At 63.8% G+C, this 13,223-nt stretch carries 14 protein-coding genes; 7 read left to right on the top strand and 7 right to left on the bottom strand.

Features of this window, described 5'->3' with window-relative positions; genetic code table 11:
- Nucleotides 1–21: 21 nt before the first annotated feature.
- Complete coding sequence (locus BLS75_RS04700) at nucleotides 22–2,016, bottom strand: methyl-accepting chemotaxis protein (protein WP_019095246.1); 1,995 nt, start codon at nucleotides 2,014–2,016, stop codon at nucleotides 22–24.
- A 441-nt stretch (nucleotides 2,017–2,457) separates the two neighbouring features.
- Here BLS75_RS04700 and BLS75_RS04695 point away from each other — a divergent pair, with 441 nt between their 5' ends.
- Nucleotides 2,458–2,991: a hypothetical protein gene (locus BLS75_RS04695; RefSeq protein ID WP_072450441.1), complete on the top strand. Its 534-nt coding sequence runs from the start codon at nucleotides 2,458–2,460 to the stop codon at nucleotides 2,989–2,991.
- Nucleotides 2,992–3,037: 46 nt separating this feature from the next.
- Here BLS75_RS04695 and BLS75_RS04690 read toward each other — a convergent pair whose 3' ends face one another.
- Nucleotides 3,038–4,033 (bottom strand): aldo/keto reductase, encoded by a 996-nt coding sequence (locus tag BLS75_RS04690; protein ID WP_015635536.1) that lies wholly within the window; start codon nucleotides 4,031–4,033, stop codon nucleotides 3,038–3,040.
- Between the two features lie 118 nt (nucleotides 4,034–4,151).
- Here BLS75_RS04690 and BLS75_RS04685 point away from each other — a divergent pair, with 118 nt between their 5' ends.
- Nucleotides 4,152–5,066, top strand: a complete 915-nt coding sequence (locus tag BLS75_RS04685; RefSeq protein WP_015635537.1) for a LysR family transcriptional regulator — start codon at nucleotides 4,152–4,154, stop codon at nucleotides 5,064–5,066.
- A gap of 94 nt (nucleotides 5,067–5,160) precedes the next feature.
- On the opposite strand, the gene BLS75_RS32715 is transcribed toward BLS75_RS04685, so the two are convergent.
- Complete coding sequence (locus BLS75_RS32715; RefSeq protein ID WP_011061188.1) at nucleotides 5,161–5,289, bottom strand: hypothetical protein; 129 nt, start codon at nucleotides 5,287–5,289, stop codon at nucleotides 5,161–5,163.
- A gap of 171 nt (nucleotides 5,290–5,460) precedes the next feature.
- Here BLS75_RS32715 and BLS75_RS04680 point away from each other — a divergent pair, with 171 nt between their 5' ends.
- Complete coding sequence (locus BLS75_RS04680; protein WP_041118102.1) at nucleotides 5,461–5,649, top strand: hypothetical protein; 189 nt, start codon at nucleotides 5,461–5,463, stop codon at nucleotides 5,647–5,649.
- A gap of 17 nt (nucleotides 5,650–5,666) precedes the next feature.
- Here the strand turns inward: BLS75_RS04680 and BLS75_RS04675 are convergent, their stop codons facing one another.
- Nucleotides 5,667–6,047 carry a hypothetical protein gene (locus tag BLS75_RS04675; RefSeq protein WP_011061190.1) on the bottom strand — a complete coding sequence of 127 codons (381 nt, stop codon included), beginning with the start codon at nucleotides 6,045–6,047 and terminating at the stop codon, nucleotides 5,667–5,669.
- Nucleotides 6,048–6,343: 296 nt separating this feature from the next.
- Here BLS75_RS04675 and BLS75_RS04670 point away from each other — a divergent pair, with 296 nt between their 5' ends.
- A complete protein-coding gene (locus tag BLS75_RS04670) occupies nucleotides 6,344–8,677 on the top strand; it encodes a bifunctional acylase PvdQ (RefSeq protein ID WP_072450439.1) in 2,334 nt (777 codons plus the stop codon).
- A gap of 50 nt (nucleotides 8,678–8,727) precedes the next feature.
- Here BLS75_RS04670 and BLS75_RS04665 read toward each other — a convergent pair whose 3' ends face one another.
- Nucleotides 8,728–9,741: a FecR family protein gene (locus tag BLS75_RS04665; RefSeq protein ID WP_011061192.1), complete on the bottom strand. Its 1,014-nt coding sequence runs from the start codon at nucleotides 9,739–9,741 to the stop codon at nucleotides 8,728–8,730.
- Between the two features lie 151 nt (nucleotides 9,742–9,892).
- Here BLS75_RS04665 and BLS75_RS04660 point away from each other — a divergent pair, with 151 nt between their 5' ends.
- Both BLS75_RS04660 and BLS75_RS04655 read left to right on the top strand, forming a co-directional pair.
- Nucleotides 9,893–10,162 carry a PepSY domain-containing protein gene (locus BLS75_RS04660; RefSeq protein ID WP_072450438.1) on the top strand — a complete coding sequence of 90 codons (270 nt, stop codon included), beginning with the start codon at nucleotides 9,893–9,895 and terminating at the stop codon, nucleotides 10,160–10,162.
- A gap of 201 nt (nucleotides 10,163–10,363) precedes the next feature.
- Complete coding sequence (locus BLS75_RS04655; RefSeq protein WP_072450437.1) at nucleotides 10,364–11,401, top strand: Ldh family oxidoreductase; 1,038 nt, start codon at nucleotides 10,364–10,366, stop codon at nucleotides 11,399–11,401.
- A gap of 58 nt (nucleotides 11,402–11,459) precedes the next feature.
- Here the strand turns inward: BLS75_RS04655 and BLS75_RS04650 are convergent, their stop codons facing one another.
- Nucleotides 11,460–11,780 carry an ElaB/YgaM/YqjD family protein gene (locus tag BLS75_RS04650; RefSeq protein WP_011061195.1) on the bottom strand — a complete coding sequence of 107 codons (321 nt, stop codon included), beginning with the start codon at nucleotides 11,778–11,780 and terminating at the stop codon, nucleotides 11,460–11,462.
- A gap of 197 nt (nucleotides 11,781–11,977) precedes the next feature.
- Here BLS75_RS04650 and BLS75_RS04645 point away from each other — a divergent pair, with 197 nt between their 5' ends.
- The gene (locus tag BLS75_RS04645) at nucleotides 11,978–12,232 is read left to right on the top strand and encodes a hypothetical protein (protein WP_011061196.1); all 255 of its coding nucleotides are present in this window, start codon (nucleotides 11,978–11,980) and stop codon (nucleotides 12,230–12,232) included.
- On the opposite strand, the gene BLS75_RS04640 is transcribed toward BLS75_RS04645, so the two are convergent.
- Entirely contained in the window at nucleotides 12,204–13,139 is a 936-nt protein-coding gene (locus tag BLS75_RS04640; protein WP_072450436.1) for a LysR family transcriptional regulator, read from the bottom strand. The two genes, BLS75_RS04645 and BLS75_RS04640, sit on opposite strands and share 29 nt — an antisense overlap.
- Nucleotides 13,140–13,223: the final 84 nt, after the last annotated feature.

Below are 13,223 nucleotides of genomic sequence, written 5' to 3'. Positions count from 1 at the left end.
CCAGGGGCGGGGGCAGACCGTTCAGCGGACTTTGAAGCGGCTCATCAGGTGGCTGACCTGGGCATTGGCCTGCAACAGGCTCTGGGTGTTGCTTTCCCCGGCCCGGGCGCTGTCCACCAGCTCCTCGACCATGTGTCGGATGCTCACCATGCTGCGGTTGATTTCCTCGGTCACGGCGCTCTGCTGTTCGGCGGCGGTGGCGATCTGGGTGCTCAGGCTGTTGATCTGGCTCACCGAGTCGGCCATTTCGTCGAGCCCGCTGTTGACCCGCGCCGTGGCATCCGCTGCTGACTGGCAACTGGCCTGGGTGTTTTCCATGGCGCTGACCGAGGAACTCACGCCCTGGGTCAGGCGCGCGAGCATTTCGTTGATCTGCGAGGTGCTGTCCTGGGTCCTCGCGGCCAGGGCCCGCACTTCATCGGCGACCACGGCGAAGCCGCGGCCCTGTTCTCCGGCCCGGGCGGCCTCGATCGCGGCGTTCAGGGCCAGCAGGTTGGTCTGCCCGGCGATGGCGCCGATCACCCCGAGGACCTCGGTGATGCGCTGGGCATCGGCTTGCATGGCCTCGACCTTGTGGGTGGCATCGGCGACTTCGTCGATCAACGCGATGACGCTGCCGGAGGCTTCGCCCACCACCACCCGGGAACGTTCTGCGTGTTCGTTGGCGCGGCGGGTGAAGTCTGCGGTCTGGGCGGCGTTGGCGGCAACGCTGTCGGCGGTGCTGCTCATTTCGGTAATGGCGGTCACCGTCTGATCGGTTTCCGAGGCATGGCGCAACAGGATCTGCTGGCTGTGGGCCGAGCTCTGCTGCAACTGCCCCAGGCTCCCGGCCATGGCCTCGGTGGCCTGGGTGACCTCGCCGATCATCTGCTGCAGGTACTGGATAAAGCGGTTCACCGAGTGGCCGATGGCCCCCAGTTCGTCCTCGGCGCGGATCACGATGCGCCGGGTCAGGTCGGCGTCGCCGGTGGCCAGGGCGTCGATATTGCCCTTGAGGATCTTCATACGCTGCACCAGCTGGCGGATCGCATAGACCTGCAGCAACACCAGCAGGATCACCATGGGGATCTGCAACAGGCTCAGGGTGCTCAGCACGTCGTCGCGCTGGGCGGTGATCAGCTGGGTCGGCAGGGCGCTGGCGAGAAACCAGGGCGTGCCTTCGATGGCGCGCATGAAGAAGGTGCTGGGCACCCCGGCATTGTCGAACTCGACGCGCCGTGCCCCCTGGTCACGCTGCTGCAGGGCGGCCTGGACCTGGGCGGCGAAGGGGGAGCCGGGGCTCAGGTCGCGGATGTTCTTGAGCACGATCGGGCCGTTGATCCGCGAGCTGTTGCTGATGATCTTGCCGTCGGCTTCGACGATCAGCATCTCGGCCTTGAGTGCCTGTTCCTGGCGCGCCACCAGGTCGTTGAAGAAACCCAGGGTCACGTCGATGGTGGCCACGCCCCAGGGCTGGCCGTCGCGGCGGATGGCCATGGCGCAGTTGGTGCGCGGCTCGGCGCTGGCATCGTCCTTGTAGGCCGCAGCCCAGGCGCACTGGCCGGGGGCGGTCTGCATGCCGCCCAGGTACCAGGGCTGCTCGTAGTAGTTGGGCGCCGGGTCGCTGTTCCAGAAGGTGTTGACCACCAGCTTGCCGGAGGCGTCACGGTGCCAGAAGGTGCTGTGTTTGTTGCGCCCCGGGGTGCGCTGGCCGGGGAGGGGCCAGATGCCGCCGCCGAAGACTTTCTGTTCACCGTACTGGTCCACCAGGCCCGGCAGGACCTTGTCGATGCTGTCGCTGTCGAGCAGGGGAATGGTCTGGGTGATGCTGCGTTGCTGGGCCTGGACCTTGTTCAGTTCGCCCTGGATGCGCTGCGCCACTTCGGCGATGCGGTTGAGGGCTACCTGTTCTTCGGTATGACGCAGCTTGGGCGCTACCAGTTGGCTGATGCCCACTACCGTGAGTATCAGCATCAAGACAATGAACAGGACCAGAAACAGCGTGTAGCGGGCTTGAATCGTGCGCAAAGCGGGCATGGGACCTGTCCTTACCGAGCGATTTTTATTATTCGGGAATGCGATGCGTTGTCAGGGCATCCACAGGATGTCGGCGCGGTTTTTCCGCTCTTTAGTACGATCGTCCAAAAAAAGACATGCCCTGGAAAAAAACTGCGCCCAGGGATGGTGGGGTAGGGCAAAGGCGCCCGGTCAAGGGCAAGGCCAGGCATGAAAAGATGACGCCTTGATGTACGGGAAAACTTGCCGGGCCTTTTAAACAGGGCCTTTGCGGCAATTGTGTCGAGTTTGTACAAAAATTGTAAATTCAGGAAATAAAGCGTTGTTGGTGCTTGCCACGGCGTTGATACTTGCGCCCATTCAGATGTTTCAACACGGCTTACATCCTTATTCAGGCACCTTGTCAGAAGTTTCATGGTGCTGAAAAAGGTGATTGGAAGGCCGGACTACAGGAGTTACAGCATGGCAATCGGATACGTCGGCGGCTGGACCAGCAAGGCTGGTCTGCTGGTGCAGGAAAACGGTGGCAGCTCGGCCAAACCGGTTTCGCAGAGTGCCAAGGTACGGCAGATGCTCAGCCTGGTAGGCCAGAACCCTACCGTGCTCGACATCCGCAAGATGGATCAGTTGAAGCTGCACAAGCAGATCAAGGGTTTCGATCCGACCAACGTCACCGCCAAGTCCCTGGGCGGCATGAGTACCTTTCTCAAGAACAATGGCCTGATTTCCGATGTCACGGCGCTGAACCTGATCAACGCGGGCGATCAGTTCGACCGTTTCGGGATTCCGAAGAACCCCGATCAGCCGTTCAATGCCCTCGAGTATTTCGCCATGAAGCTCGATGACATCCAGAACAACAACCTCAAGGGCAACAAGTACGCCAACTACCTGATCCCCGAGTACAAGAAAGCCATCTATGTACTTCAGGGGCTGCAGAACTATGGCAAGGGCAACGGCACCACGGTGACTGACAAGAACGTCTCCACCAAGGCCTGATCCCCATGGCGCGCACTGCCTTCCGGTGCGCGCCACAGCTCTGCCTTCAACGCCCCAGCAAGCCCATTACCTCTTCGGCATACCGGGTTCCGGCGGTGGTCTGCGGGCTGAAGATCTGCTCCAGTGACGCCAGTTCCTCGGCGCTCAGCCTCACCTCCAGCGCCGCCACGTTCTCCTCCAGATACCGCCGTTGCTTGGTTCCGGGAATCGGAATCAGGTAATCGCCCTGGGCCAGCACCCAGGCCAGGGCCAACTGCCCGCTGCTCACCCCCTTGTCCGCCGCCAACTGCTGTACCTGTTGCACCAGGCGCAGGTTGTGCTGGAAGTTTTCGCCCTGGAAACGTGGGTTGAAACGCCGGTAGTCGTCGGCGGCGAAGTCTTCCGGGCTTTTCAGGGCCCCGGTGAGAAAACCCCGGCCCAGCGGGCTGTAGGGCACGAAGGCGATGCCCAGGCGCTGGCAGGCGGCGAGGCAGCCGTTGTCTTCCTGATCCCGGCTCCATAGCGAATATTCACTTTGCAGGGCGCTGATCGGATGCACCTTGTGCGCCCGCTCCAGGGTCGCCGCCGAGGCTTCGCTCAGGCCCAGGTAGCGCACCTTGCCGGCCTGGACCAGCTCGGCCATGGCGCCGACGGTTTCCTCGATGGCCACGTCCGGGTCGACCCGGTGCTGGTAGTACAGGTCCAGGGTGTCCACCCCCAGGCGCCGCAGGCTGCCGTCGATGGCGGCGCGGATGTATTCCGGCCGGCCGTCGACCCCGCGGGCCGCCGGGTTGGCCGGGTCGCGGACAATGCCGAACTTGCTGGCCAGGAACACCTGTTCGCGCTTGCCGCGAATGGCCCGGCCGATCAGCTCTTCGTTGCTGTGGGGGCCGTAGATGTCGGCGGTATCGAGCAGGTTGATGCCCAGTTCCAGGGCCCGATGCAAGGTGGCGACGGCTTCCCGGGGATCGTTGCCGGTGGTGTAGAAATCGCTCATGCCCATGCAGCCCAGGCCAATGGCGGAAACCTGCGGGCCGTCCTGGCCCAGTTGTCGAGTGCGCATCGATGAATGCTCCGGTAAGGGGAAAGAGCCTGCAGTGTGCTACTCGACAAAAAACCGATAAACAGGCTAAAAGTGCTATCACTATTATTAAATTCTAAATAAACCGCAGGTTTGCTCCATGGATCGTTTCAACGCCATGCGCGTCTTTACCCGTATCGTCGAGCTGGGCGGCTTTGCCAAGGCTGCCGACAGTCTGCAGATGCCGCCGGCGTCGGTGACCATTCTGATCAAGCAACTGGAGGCCCATCTGGGGGTGCAGTTGTTGCACCGCACCACCCGCCAGGTCAGCCCGACCCTGGACGGAGCCGCCTATTACCAGCGTTGCGTACGCTTGCTGGCGGACCTGGAGGAGAGTGAGGCGGCGTTCTCCCTGGCCCGGCACAACCCCCGTGGACTGTTGCGTATCGATATGCCGGTGGGCATCGGCCGGTTGCTGGTGATACCGGCGTTGCCGGAGTTTTCCGCGCGCTATCCGCAGATCGAACTGGAGATCGGCCTCAATGACCGCCCGGTGGACCTGATCCGCGAGGGCGTGGACTGTGCGCTGCGCGGCGGTCCGGCCCTGGACGAGAGCCTGGTGGCGCGGCCGCTGGCGCAGTTGCAGCAAGTCACCTGTGCCAGCCCCGGGTACTTGCGCCAGCGGGGGGTTCCCCGTACTCCGCAAGAGCTGCAAGGGCATCAGATGGTGGAGTATTTCTCCAATGTCAGCGGCAAGCGTTATGGCCTGGAATTCTTCTTCGCCGGCCAGTTGCAGCCGGTGCAGTTGCCCAAGCGGGTGGCAGTGAACAGCGCCGATGGCTACCTGGCGGCCTGCGAAGCCGGCTACGGGCTGATCCAGACCCCGTACTACCACGTTGCCCGGCAGTTGCAGGACGCGACCCTGCAGCGGGTGCTGGAGGACTACCCGCTGCCTGCATTGCCGCTGACCGCGCTGTACCCGCCCCAGCGGCACCTGTCGACCCGCCTGCGGGTATTCATCGATTGGCTGGTGGAGCTGTTCGCCCGCCCGGGCAATCACATTTCCTGCCCCTGAAGGGGCGGGCGCCAGACAGCAAAACGCCCGCGACAAGGCGGGCGTTGGTGGCGAGATCGGGCGACTCATGGGGCCGATGGGCTAGCCGGATGACTCAGCGATGATAGTAGCCCGGGCCGCCGTCGTAGTAGCGGTGGTGCCCGCCATCGTGGGGCATGATGATGCAGCCCGACAGGGTCAGCATGGCCAGCAGGGGAATCAGCAGCGTGATTCGACGAAACATGGATCAATCCTCAAAGGGCTCGGGGAACACGGCAGGACGACAAGGAAGAAAAAACTCCTTCGCGCCTGTACCATGTGACCCCGATTTGCCCGGCACATCCCCGAATCCGGGTATGTGCTTGGCATCGATCTTGATACACGGCAGATACAATTTCAGCTTCAGGACCCGGCAATGACTCAGAAACAACGCTTGATCTACTCGATTCTGATTTCCCTGGTGGTACTGGGAATCATGCTTGGCCTTTCCTACCTGCAGAACAACGGCGTCATCAGCGAAAAGCTGTTCCAGTACATCGCCATTGGCGTGGCGGTGGTCGTGGTGGTGATCAACGGCGTGATGCGCCGCAAGGTCAAGCCCTGAGCCCGGGCTCGACGGCCTCAGGAGAGGCCGTCGAGCACCGCTGCGGCCTGCTGGTGCAGGCTGTAGCTCTTGTCTGCATTGAGGGTCAGTACACCCTCGCTGCACAGTCGCTTGAGCACCTCCCGCACACTGAGAAAGGACAGGGGAATGTCCAGTTCCAGCAGTTGGCTGTGGATGCCGCGCACCCCCAGGGAGCGGTCGCTCTGGGCCGCGGTGAGCAGGGCGTCGATGACTTTCAGGCGAATCAGGCTGGTACGCAGGCCGAAGCTTTTGAGCAGGTGCTTGATTCGTTCATTACTGTTGCGCTCGGCGTTCTTGCCGAAGACACCGGCGCCGGCATTCAGGGAAGGCGTGCTGTTCACGGTGTTGCCGTCCATTGGCAGTTGCGGGTTGTACATGCAAAAACTCCTTATCAGAGCCTGATCAGGAAAAGAATGATGGATGCTCTAGTAACTAGACGAACGAGCACGGCAAATCATGAAGTCCTGAATGTAGAAAATTTGTCGGTATCAGGTCGCTGACATGTGATGGCGGGGCTTTTGGCCTTTGCGGATTAAATTTTTTTCAAGCATTTCGTCTTTATGGGCAGGCAGGCGTCGGGTGATCCGTGCGCGGCTGGATTCCCAGACTGGCGGCGTTGCCAACCGCTCCTGCACACCAGTCCTGGTTCTGTATTTTTGCATCAGGAGTCGGCGTGATCATTTCCAGGCAGTTACCGAGTTTTTGCCTTGCAGCCCTGTTTCTAAGCTTCAGCGGTGGCGCCCATGCCTTGGCGCAGCCCGAGCAGACCCGCGCCGAGATTCGCCGCACCAGTTTTGGTGTGCCGCACATCCGTGCCGACGACGAGCGCGGCCTGGGCTACGGCATCGGCTACGCCTACGCCCAGGACAACCTGTGCCTGATGGCCAATGAGGTGCTGACGGTCAACGCCCAGCGCTCGCAATACTTCGGCGCCGAGGGCCAGACCCTGGAACAGCGCGACAACCTCAGCAGCGACCTGTTCTTCAGCTGGCTCAACACTCCCCAGGCCGTGGCGGCCTTCTGGCAGGCCCAGACCCCGGCGATGCGCGAGCGCATGCAGGGTTACGTCGAGGGCTACAACCGCCAGTTGGCGGAGCGCCAGGCCCAGGGCCTGCCCGAGCAATGCCGGGGTGACTGGGTGCGGCCGCTGGCCACCTCGGACCTGGTGAAACTGACCCGACGCCTGTTGGTGGAAGGCGGTGCCGGGCAGTTCGCCGAGGCCCTGGCCGGGGCCACGCCACCTGGAGCCACGGCCCAGGCCGGGCTGCCGGCCGAGCACTGGCAACTGGCGGCGGCACGCCAGCAGCGTTTCGCCCTGGACCGTGGCAGCAACGCGGTGGCCATCGGTAGCGAGCGTTCGTTCAACGGCCGTGGGCTGCTGCTGGCCAACCCGCATTTCCCCTGGGTCGGCGGCATGCGCTTCTACCAGATGCACCTGACCATTCCCGGGCAACTGGATGTGATGGGCGCGGCCTTGCCCGGCCTGCCGCTGATCAATATCGGCTTCAACCAGCACTTGGCCTGGAGCCACACCGTGGACGCCTCCAAGCACTTCACCCTGTACCGCTTGCAACTGGACCCCAAGGACCCGACCCGCTACCTGCTGGACGGCCGTTCGCTGCCCCTGGAGCGCCAGACCCTGACCGTGCAGAGCAAGGGCCCGGACGGCCAGTTGCAGCCGCGTACGCGCACGCTCTACAGCTCGGTCTTCGGCCCGATCGTGCAGTGGCCGGGGGAACTGGACTGGGATCATCAATATGCCTACAGCCTGCGCGACGCCAACCTGGACAACAGCCGGGTGCTGGCCCAGTGGTACGCGATGAACCAGGCCAGCAGCGTGGCCGGCCTGCAAGACAGCGTGCACCAGTTGCAGGGCATTCCCTGGGTCAACACCCTGGCGGTGGACGACCAGGGCCGGGCGCTGTACATGAACCAGTCGGTGGTGCCCAACGTTACCCAGGCCAAGCTGGCGCAGTGCAGTGATCCGCGGGCCGGCACCCGGGTCATCGTTCTGGATGGCTCGCGCAGTGCCTGCGCCTGGGATATCGACCCGGCAGCGGCGCAACCGGGGATCTTCGCCGCCAGCCAGTTGCCGCAACTGGCGCGCAACGACTACCTGCAGCATTCCAACGATTCGGCCTGGATGGTCAACCCGGCGGCGCCGCTGCAAGGCTTTTCGCCGGTGATCAGCGAGCAGGACGTGCCGCTGAAGATGCGCGCGCGCTTTGCTCTGGATCGCCTGAGCCGGATGCACAAGGCCCAGGTCAGCGACCTGCAGCACCTGGTCACGGACGATCAGGTGTACCTGGCCGGCCAGGTGATGCCCGATCTGCTGCAGTTCTGTGAGCAGGACCTGGGGGCGGATGCCCAGCGCCTGGGGCCGGTGTGCGCCAGCCTGAAAGCCTGGGACCGCAGCGCGGGGTTGCAGGCCGGCCTGGGCTTCGTGCACTTCCAGGGCATCATGCAGCCGCTGTTGCAGGACCCCAGCGTGTGGCGCGTGGCCTTTGACCCGAAAGATCCACAGCACACCCCACGGGGCCTGGCCATTGGCCGGCCAGCGGTGGCCCGGGCACTGCGCGAGTCGATGCTGGCTTCGGCGCAGCAGGTCGCCGAGGCCGGGCTGGGGAGTGACGTTCGTTGGGGCGATATCCAGCAGGTCAGCCAGGGCGGCCAGCCGACCCCGGTGCCCGGCGGCCCTGAAAGCCTGGGGGTGTACAACGCCATCCAGAGCGTGCCGGCGGCCGATGGCAAGCGTGAAGTGGTCAGCGGCACCAGCTACCTGAACGTGGTCAGCTTCGACGAGCAGGGGCCGCGCGCCCTGGGACTGCTGGCGTTCTCCCTGTCCAGCGACCCGGCCTCAGCGCATTTTCGCGACCAGACCGCTGCTTTCGCCCGCAACCAGTGGAGCGTGCTGCCCTTTACCGAAGCGCAGATCCGTGCCGATGGCCAGTATCAGTTGCAGGTGATCGAAGAGCCGCGCAAGGGGGCGGTACTGGCGCGCCAGTAACGATTGAGCGTGAGCATCAAGAGGAGGCCGCCCCGGCAACGGGGCGGCCTTCAGCTTTTTGGCGGGGACTGGGGCAGTGAGTTGATTACCGGGTTTCCATCGCGATTGCGCGTCAGGTAGACCGGCAGCACCTTGGGCAGCGAGGTCAGCAGGCTCTTGATTTCCCGGGTGTTGTAGATGCCGCCGACGCGGATCTTGCCGGTGTTGGCGTCGGCGACCTGCACCGGAGTGTCCAGGTAGCGGTTGATCAGCGGCAGGGCGTCGGTGAGGGCCAGGTTGTCCAGCACCAGCTTGCCTTCGCGCCAGGCCAGGGAGCTGTCGTTGCTGTAGGTCTGGCTGATCTGCGGCTGGTAGTCGCCGGCCTTGTAGCTGGCCTGCATGCCCGGCTCCAGGCGGAAACCTTCGCCGGGCAGGGCGGTGTTGCTGCTCACCAGGACCGAGCCCTGGAGCAGGGTGACCCGCACCTGGTCCTCGTACATCCACACATTGAACTGGGTGCCGGTGACCTTGACCTGGCCATTGGCGGCCTTGACCACGAACGGGTGGCTGGCGTCGTGGCTGACCTTGAAGAAGGCTTCGCCTTTTTTCAGGGTGACCCGGCGCTGGTCCTTGTAGTTGCTGTAGGTCAGGGTGCTGCCCAGGTTCAGTTGCACCTGGCTGCCATCGGCCAGGGTCACGCTGCGCAGGCTGTCGCCGGCTTCGAATCGCTGGTAGGAGGACGGCACCCAACCCAGTTCCCAGCCGCTGTAGGCGGCCAGGGGCAGGGCGCACAGGGCGATGGCCGCGGCCACGCCATACTGCTGCCAGGTGCGCCGGGGAACGAGCTTGACCGGTGCGGGGGCTGGTGCGGCAGTGAGGGTGGAGGGGGGCAGTTGATCGGCCACTTCCCATATTTCCCGCATCGCCTCGTATTCGAAGGCGTGCAGGGGGTCGGCATCATGCCATTGCTGAAAGGCCAGACGCTCCGCGTCGCTGCAGTCGGGTTCATGCAGGCGCATGCACCATTGGGCTGCCGCTTGGGTGATGGCGTCGTATTCGGCTTCTGAGAGGATCTGTTCGCTCATTGACTCTTCCTGATTTCCCGCATTCTACCCTCCGCGGCAAGTCTTGGAGAACAACCGTCATGGCTAATGAGCATCAAAGTGAACTTATTTTCATCTGGCACGCCCTAAAACCAGGCTCTGTATCGAAAGTGAATACACAAGGAGATGGACCATGTTGAAGAAGACGCTTGTCGCATTGCTTGCCACCGCCAGCCTGCTGGGCGCCGGAGCGGCCCTGGCCGACCGCCCGGGGGCCGGTTGGATCACCATTGAAAAAGCCATTGAAACCGCAAAGACCAAAGCCGGCTACGTGGAGATCTACAAGATCGAAGCGGACAACGATGGCTATTGGGAAGGCGAAGGGCGCAAGTCCGATGGCAGTGTCTATGAATTTCGCATCGACGGCGCCTCGGGCAATGTGCTGCGCGACCAGAAGGACTGAACCAGGCTGATACAGCCCCCTGTGCCTTGCCACGGCAGTGCACAGGGGGCTTTTTCTTGCTCCGGGGGGATGGTTGTTCCGGCCATCCTGGCACCTTCCCTGCAAGGCGCCGGCAGTGGTTGACAGGGTTGGAGTGCGGCGTTGTTTAATCGCCAGGTTCACACGCTGTCGCCCCCTCCAATAATTACTCTGGAGCTTCAGATGTCTGCATCGTCCGTGGTTGTTGAAACACCGCCCCAATACCTTTCTTTACCGGCCCTGGTGCAGTTGCTGGAAACGATTTTCCAACGCCACGGCTGCCGTGCCGAAGTGGCCCGCTGCCTGGCCGAGAACTGTGCCGGCGCCGAGCGCGACGGAGCCCACAGCCATGGCGTGTTCCGCATTCCCGGTTATGTCTCGACCCTGGCCAGTGGCTGGGTCGACGGCCAGGCCGTGCCGGTGGTGGAGGATGTGGCGGCGGCCTTTGTCCGGGTCGACGCCGGCAACGGCTTTGCCCAGCCGGCCCTGGCTGCCGCCCGCGAGCTGCTGGTGAGCAAGGCCCGCAGCGCCGGTATCGCCGTGCTGGCTATCCGCAATTCGCACCACTTCGCCGCACTCTGGCCGGATGTCGAACCCTTCGCCGAGGAAGGATTGGTGGCCCTGAGCGTGGTCAACAGCATGACCTGCGTCGTGCCCCACGGCGCCGACAGGCCATTGTTCGGCACCAACCCGATCGCTTTCGCCGCACCCCAGGCCCAGGGGCAGCCGATCGTCTTCGATCTGGCCACCAGCGCCATTGCCCATGGCGACGTGCAGATCGCCGCGCGCAAGGGCGAGCGCCTGCCGCCGGGCATCGGTGTCGACAGCCTGGGCCAGCCGACCCAGGACCCCAAGGCGATTCTTGAGGGTGGCGCCTTGCTGCCGTTTGGCGGGCACAAGGGCTCGGCTCTGTCGATGATGGTGGAGCTGCTGGCGGCAGCCCTGACCGGGGGCAACTTCTCCTTCGAATTCGACTGGTCCGGCCACCCGGGGGCCAAGACGCCCTGGACTGGCCAGTTGTTGATCGTCATCGACCCGAGCAAGGCTGCCGGGCAGAGTTTTGCCGAGCGCAGCCAGGAATTGGTGCGGCAGATGCACGCGGTGGGGCTCAAGCGCCTGCCGGGGGATCGCCGGCATCAGCAGCGCGAGCGTTCGCAGCACGCGGGCATCGCCATTCCCGTCGAGCAGCTGCAGCAATTGCGGGCGCTGGCCCAGGACTGAAGGCATGAAAAAGGCCAGGCCGCCATTGGCGTACCTGGCCTCAACGTTGCGCGGGCGCTTAGGAACGACGGCCCAGCAACAGGCCTACCACCAGGCCGAAACCGGCGGAGATGGCCACGGTCTGCCACGGGTGGCCACCGATGTACTGCTCGGTGGCATCCACCACCGGCTTGCTGCGCTCGCGCACATTGCTGACCGAATCCAGCGCCTGCTTGAGCTTGAGGCTGACTTGCTGGCGCAGGCTCTCACCTTCTTCGCCCACCAGGCTGGCGCTGCCCTTGAGCAGCTTTTCCGATTCTTCGATCAGCGCCTGCAGTTCGCTGAAGGCCTGGTCCTTGATTTGATCGTTTTCCGCTTGCGCGGCAGATTTACGAGCCATGAAGTTTTATCCTTGGAAATATCGCCGCTGGTGCACAACGCATCCGCCAGCGGCTACAGGTGAATGGGTAGCAAGCAATGGAGTCCGGCGCGGGGGCAAAAGTTGCAGTTGTTTTACGCCCCCTTGGCGACCCCGGGGTAAAACCCGTAGCCCCTACAGTGTAAGATGGCGCCTATTTTACGCAGCAGGAATTTCCCATGAGTTTCAATCTGGCTAACAAGACCCTGGCCGAGCGCGCCGCCATCGAGGACGAGAAGTCCCGTCTGTTCGACCTGTGGCAGAGCAACCTGGGCAAGGCCAAGGGCGAGGCCGCGCGGCTGTTCGGCGAGCGCGGCAAGCGCAAGGGCAAGTGGGCCGAGTGGGTCCGCGCCGAGCTCGACGGCATGTCGCCGCCGGAGTACTCGAACATGGTGCGCAGTGAAGTCAATCGCCTGATGGCGGCGAACAAGTAAGGGCAAAACTCTCGACAATCGCTTCGCGCACCTTCACCAGCAGCGGGTCGGTCTGCGGGCTGGTGCGCCAGCCCAGCTCGATCGGGTAGCGCGGCAGGGCCAGGGGGCAGGGCAGCAACTGCAGCCCGGTGAATTCGGCGATGCGCCGGGCGGCATGGGCCGGAATGGTCGCCACCGCCTGGCTGCCCTTGAGCAGAAAGGGCAAGGCGGCAAAGTGCGTGGTCGAGGCGCACACCTGGCGGCTCAGCCCAAGGTTGGCCAGGCCTTCATCGGTAATCCCGATAAACCCCTGGGACGACACCAGCAGGTGTTCCCGTGCGACAAACTCCTCAAGACTGATCTGCTGTTGCCCGGGGGCCAGGCTGGCCGGATCTGCCAGGCACAGGTAATGGCCTTCCCCCAGCACCTGGCGGCTGAGCAGGCGTTCGGCAAAGCCGCCGGCACTGATGGCCAGGTCGACGCTGCGCTGCAACAGCGCCTCGGCGACGATCTGGCTGTGGCTCTGGCGAAAGATCAGCCGCAGCTTCGGCGCCCGCCGGGCCACGGCCTCGATCATCTGCCGGCCATAGGCAATCTCGAAATCATCCGACAGCCCCAGCGTTACCGAGCGGCCCTGATAGTCGGCGGTGTCGGGGGCGACCATGGCCAGGCTCTGGCGGCATTTGTTCAAGGCTTCGCTGACCACGGGCTTCAACTGATTGGCCTTGAGGGTCGGCGCCAGCCCGCGCCCGGTACGCACGAACAGCGGGTCGTCATACAGCTCGCGCAGCCGGCGCAGGGCAGCGCTCATGGCCGACTGGGTCACCCCCAGGCGCAAGGCGGCGCGGCTGGCGCTGGACTCGTCATGCAGCGCCTCGAAAGCCTTGAGCAGGTTGAGGTCGACACTGGCGATATTCATCTGGTTCATATCATTAAGCACTGGAGTAGGGTTTATCGATGATCAGGGGCCGCAGCAGAATGGGCAACACCTGATTGCTCAAGGAGTCATCCC

It is taken from the genome of Pseudomonas sp. NFPP12 (genome assembly GCF_900103205.1).
GTDB lineage: Bacteria > Pseudomonadota > Gammaproteobacteria > Pseudomonadales > Pseudomonadaceae > Aquipseudomonas > Aquipseudomonas protegens.
The sequence above is the reverse complement of the archived record's forward strand: the minus strand, read 5'-3'. Positions and strand labels throughout refer to the sequence as shown.

Bases quoted from the DNA above. Each gene is read 5' to 3' on its own strand.
- BLS75_RS04700 (WP_019095246.1), bottom strand. From the start codon at position 2,016: ATGCCCGCTTTGCGCACGATTCAAGCCCGCTACACGCTGTTTCTGGTC.
- BLS75_RS04695 (WP_072450441.1), top strand. From the start codon at position 2,458: ATGGCAATCGGATACGTCGGCGGCTGGACCAGCAAGGCTGGTCTGCTG.
- BLS75_RS04690 (WP_015635536.1), bottom strand. From the start codon at position 4,033: ATGCGCACTCGACAACTGGGCCAGGACGGCCCGCAGGTTTCCGCCATT.
- BLS75_RS04685 (WP_015635537.1), top strand. From the start codon at position 4,152: ATGGATCGTTTCAACGCCATGCGCGTCTTTACCCGTATCGTCGAGCTG.
- BLS75_RS32715 (WP_011061188.1), bottom strand. From the start codon at position 5,289: ATGTTTCGTCGAATCACGCTGCTGATTCCCCTGCTGGCCATGCTGACC.
- BLS75_RS04680 (WP_041118102.1), top strand. From the start codon at position 5,461: ATGACTCAGAAACAACGCTTGATCTACTCGATTCTGATTTCCCTGGTG.
- BLS75_RS04675 (WP_011061190.1), bottom strand. From the start codon at position 6,047: ATGTACAACCCGCAACTGCCAATGGACGGCAACACCGTGAACAGCACG.
- BLS75_RS04665 (WP_011061192.1), bottom strand. From the start codon at position 9,741: ATGAGCGAACAGATCCTCTCAGAAGCCGAATACGACGCCATCACCCAA.
- BLS75_RS04660 (WP_072450438.1), top strand. From the start codon at position 9,893: ATGTTGAAGAAGACGCTTGTCGCATTGCTTGCCACCGCCAGCCTGCTG.
- BLS75_RS04655 (WP_072450437.1), top strand. From the start codon at position 10,364: ATGTCTGCATCGTCCGTGGTTGTTGAAACACCGCCCCAATACCTTTCT.
- BLS75_RS04650 (WP_011061195.1), bottom strand. From the start codon at position 11,780: ATGGCTCGTAAATCTGCCGCGCAAGCGGAAAACGATCAAATCAAGGAC.
- BLS75_RS04645 (WP_011061196.1), top strand. From the start codon at position 11,978: ATGAGTTTCAATCTGGCTAACAAGACCCTGGCCGAGCGCGCCGCCATC.
- BLS75_RS04640 (WP_072450436.1), bottom strand. From the start codon at position 13,139: ATGAACCAGATGAATATCGCCAGTGTCGACCTCAACCTGCTCAAGGCT.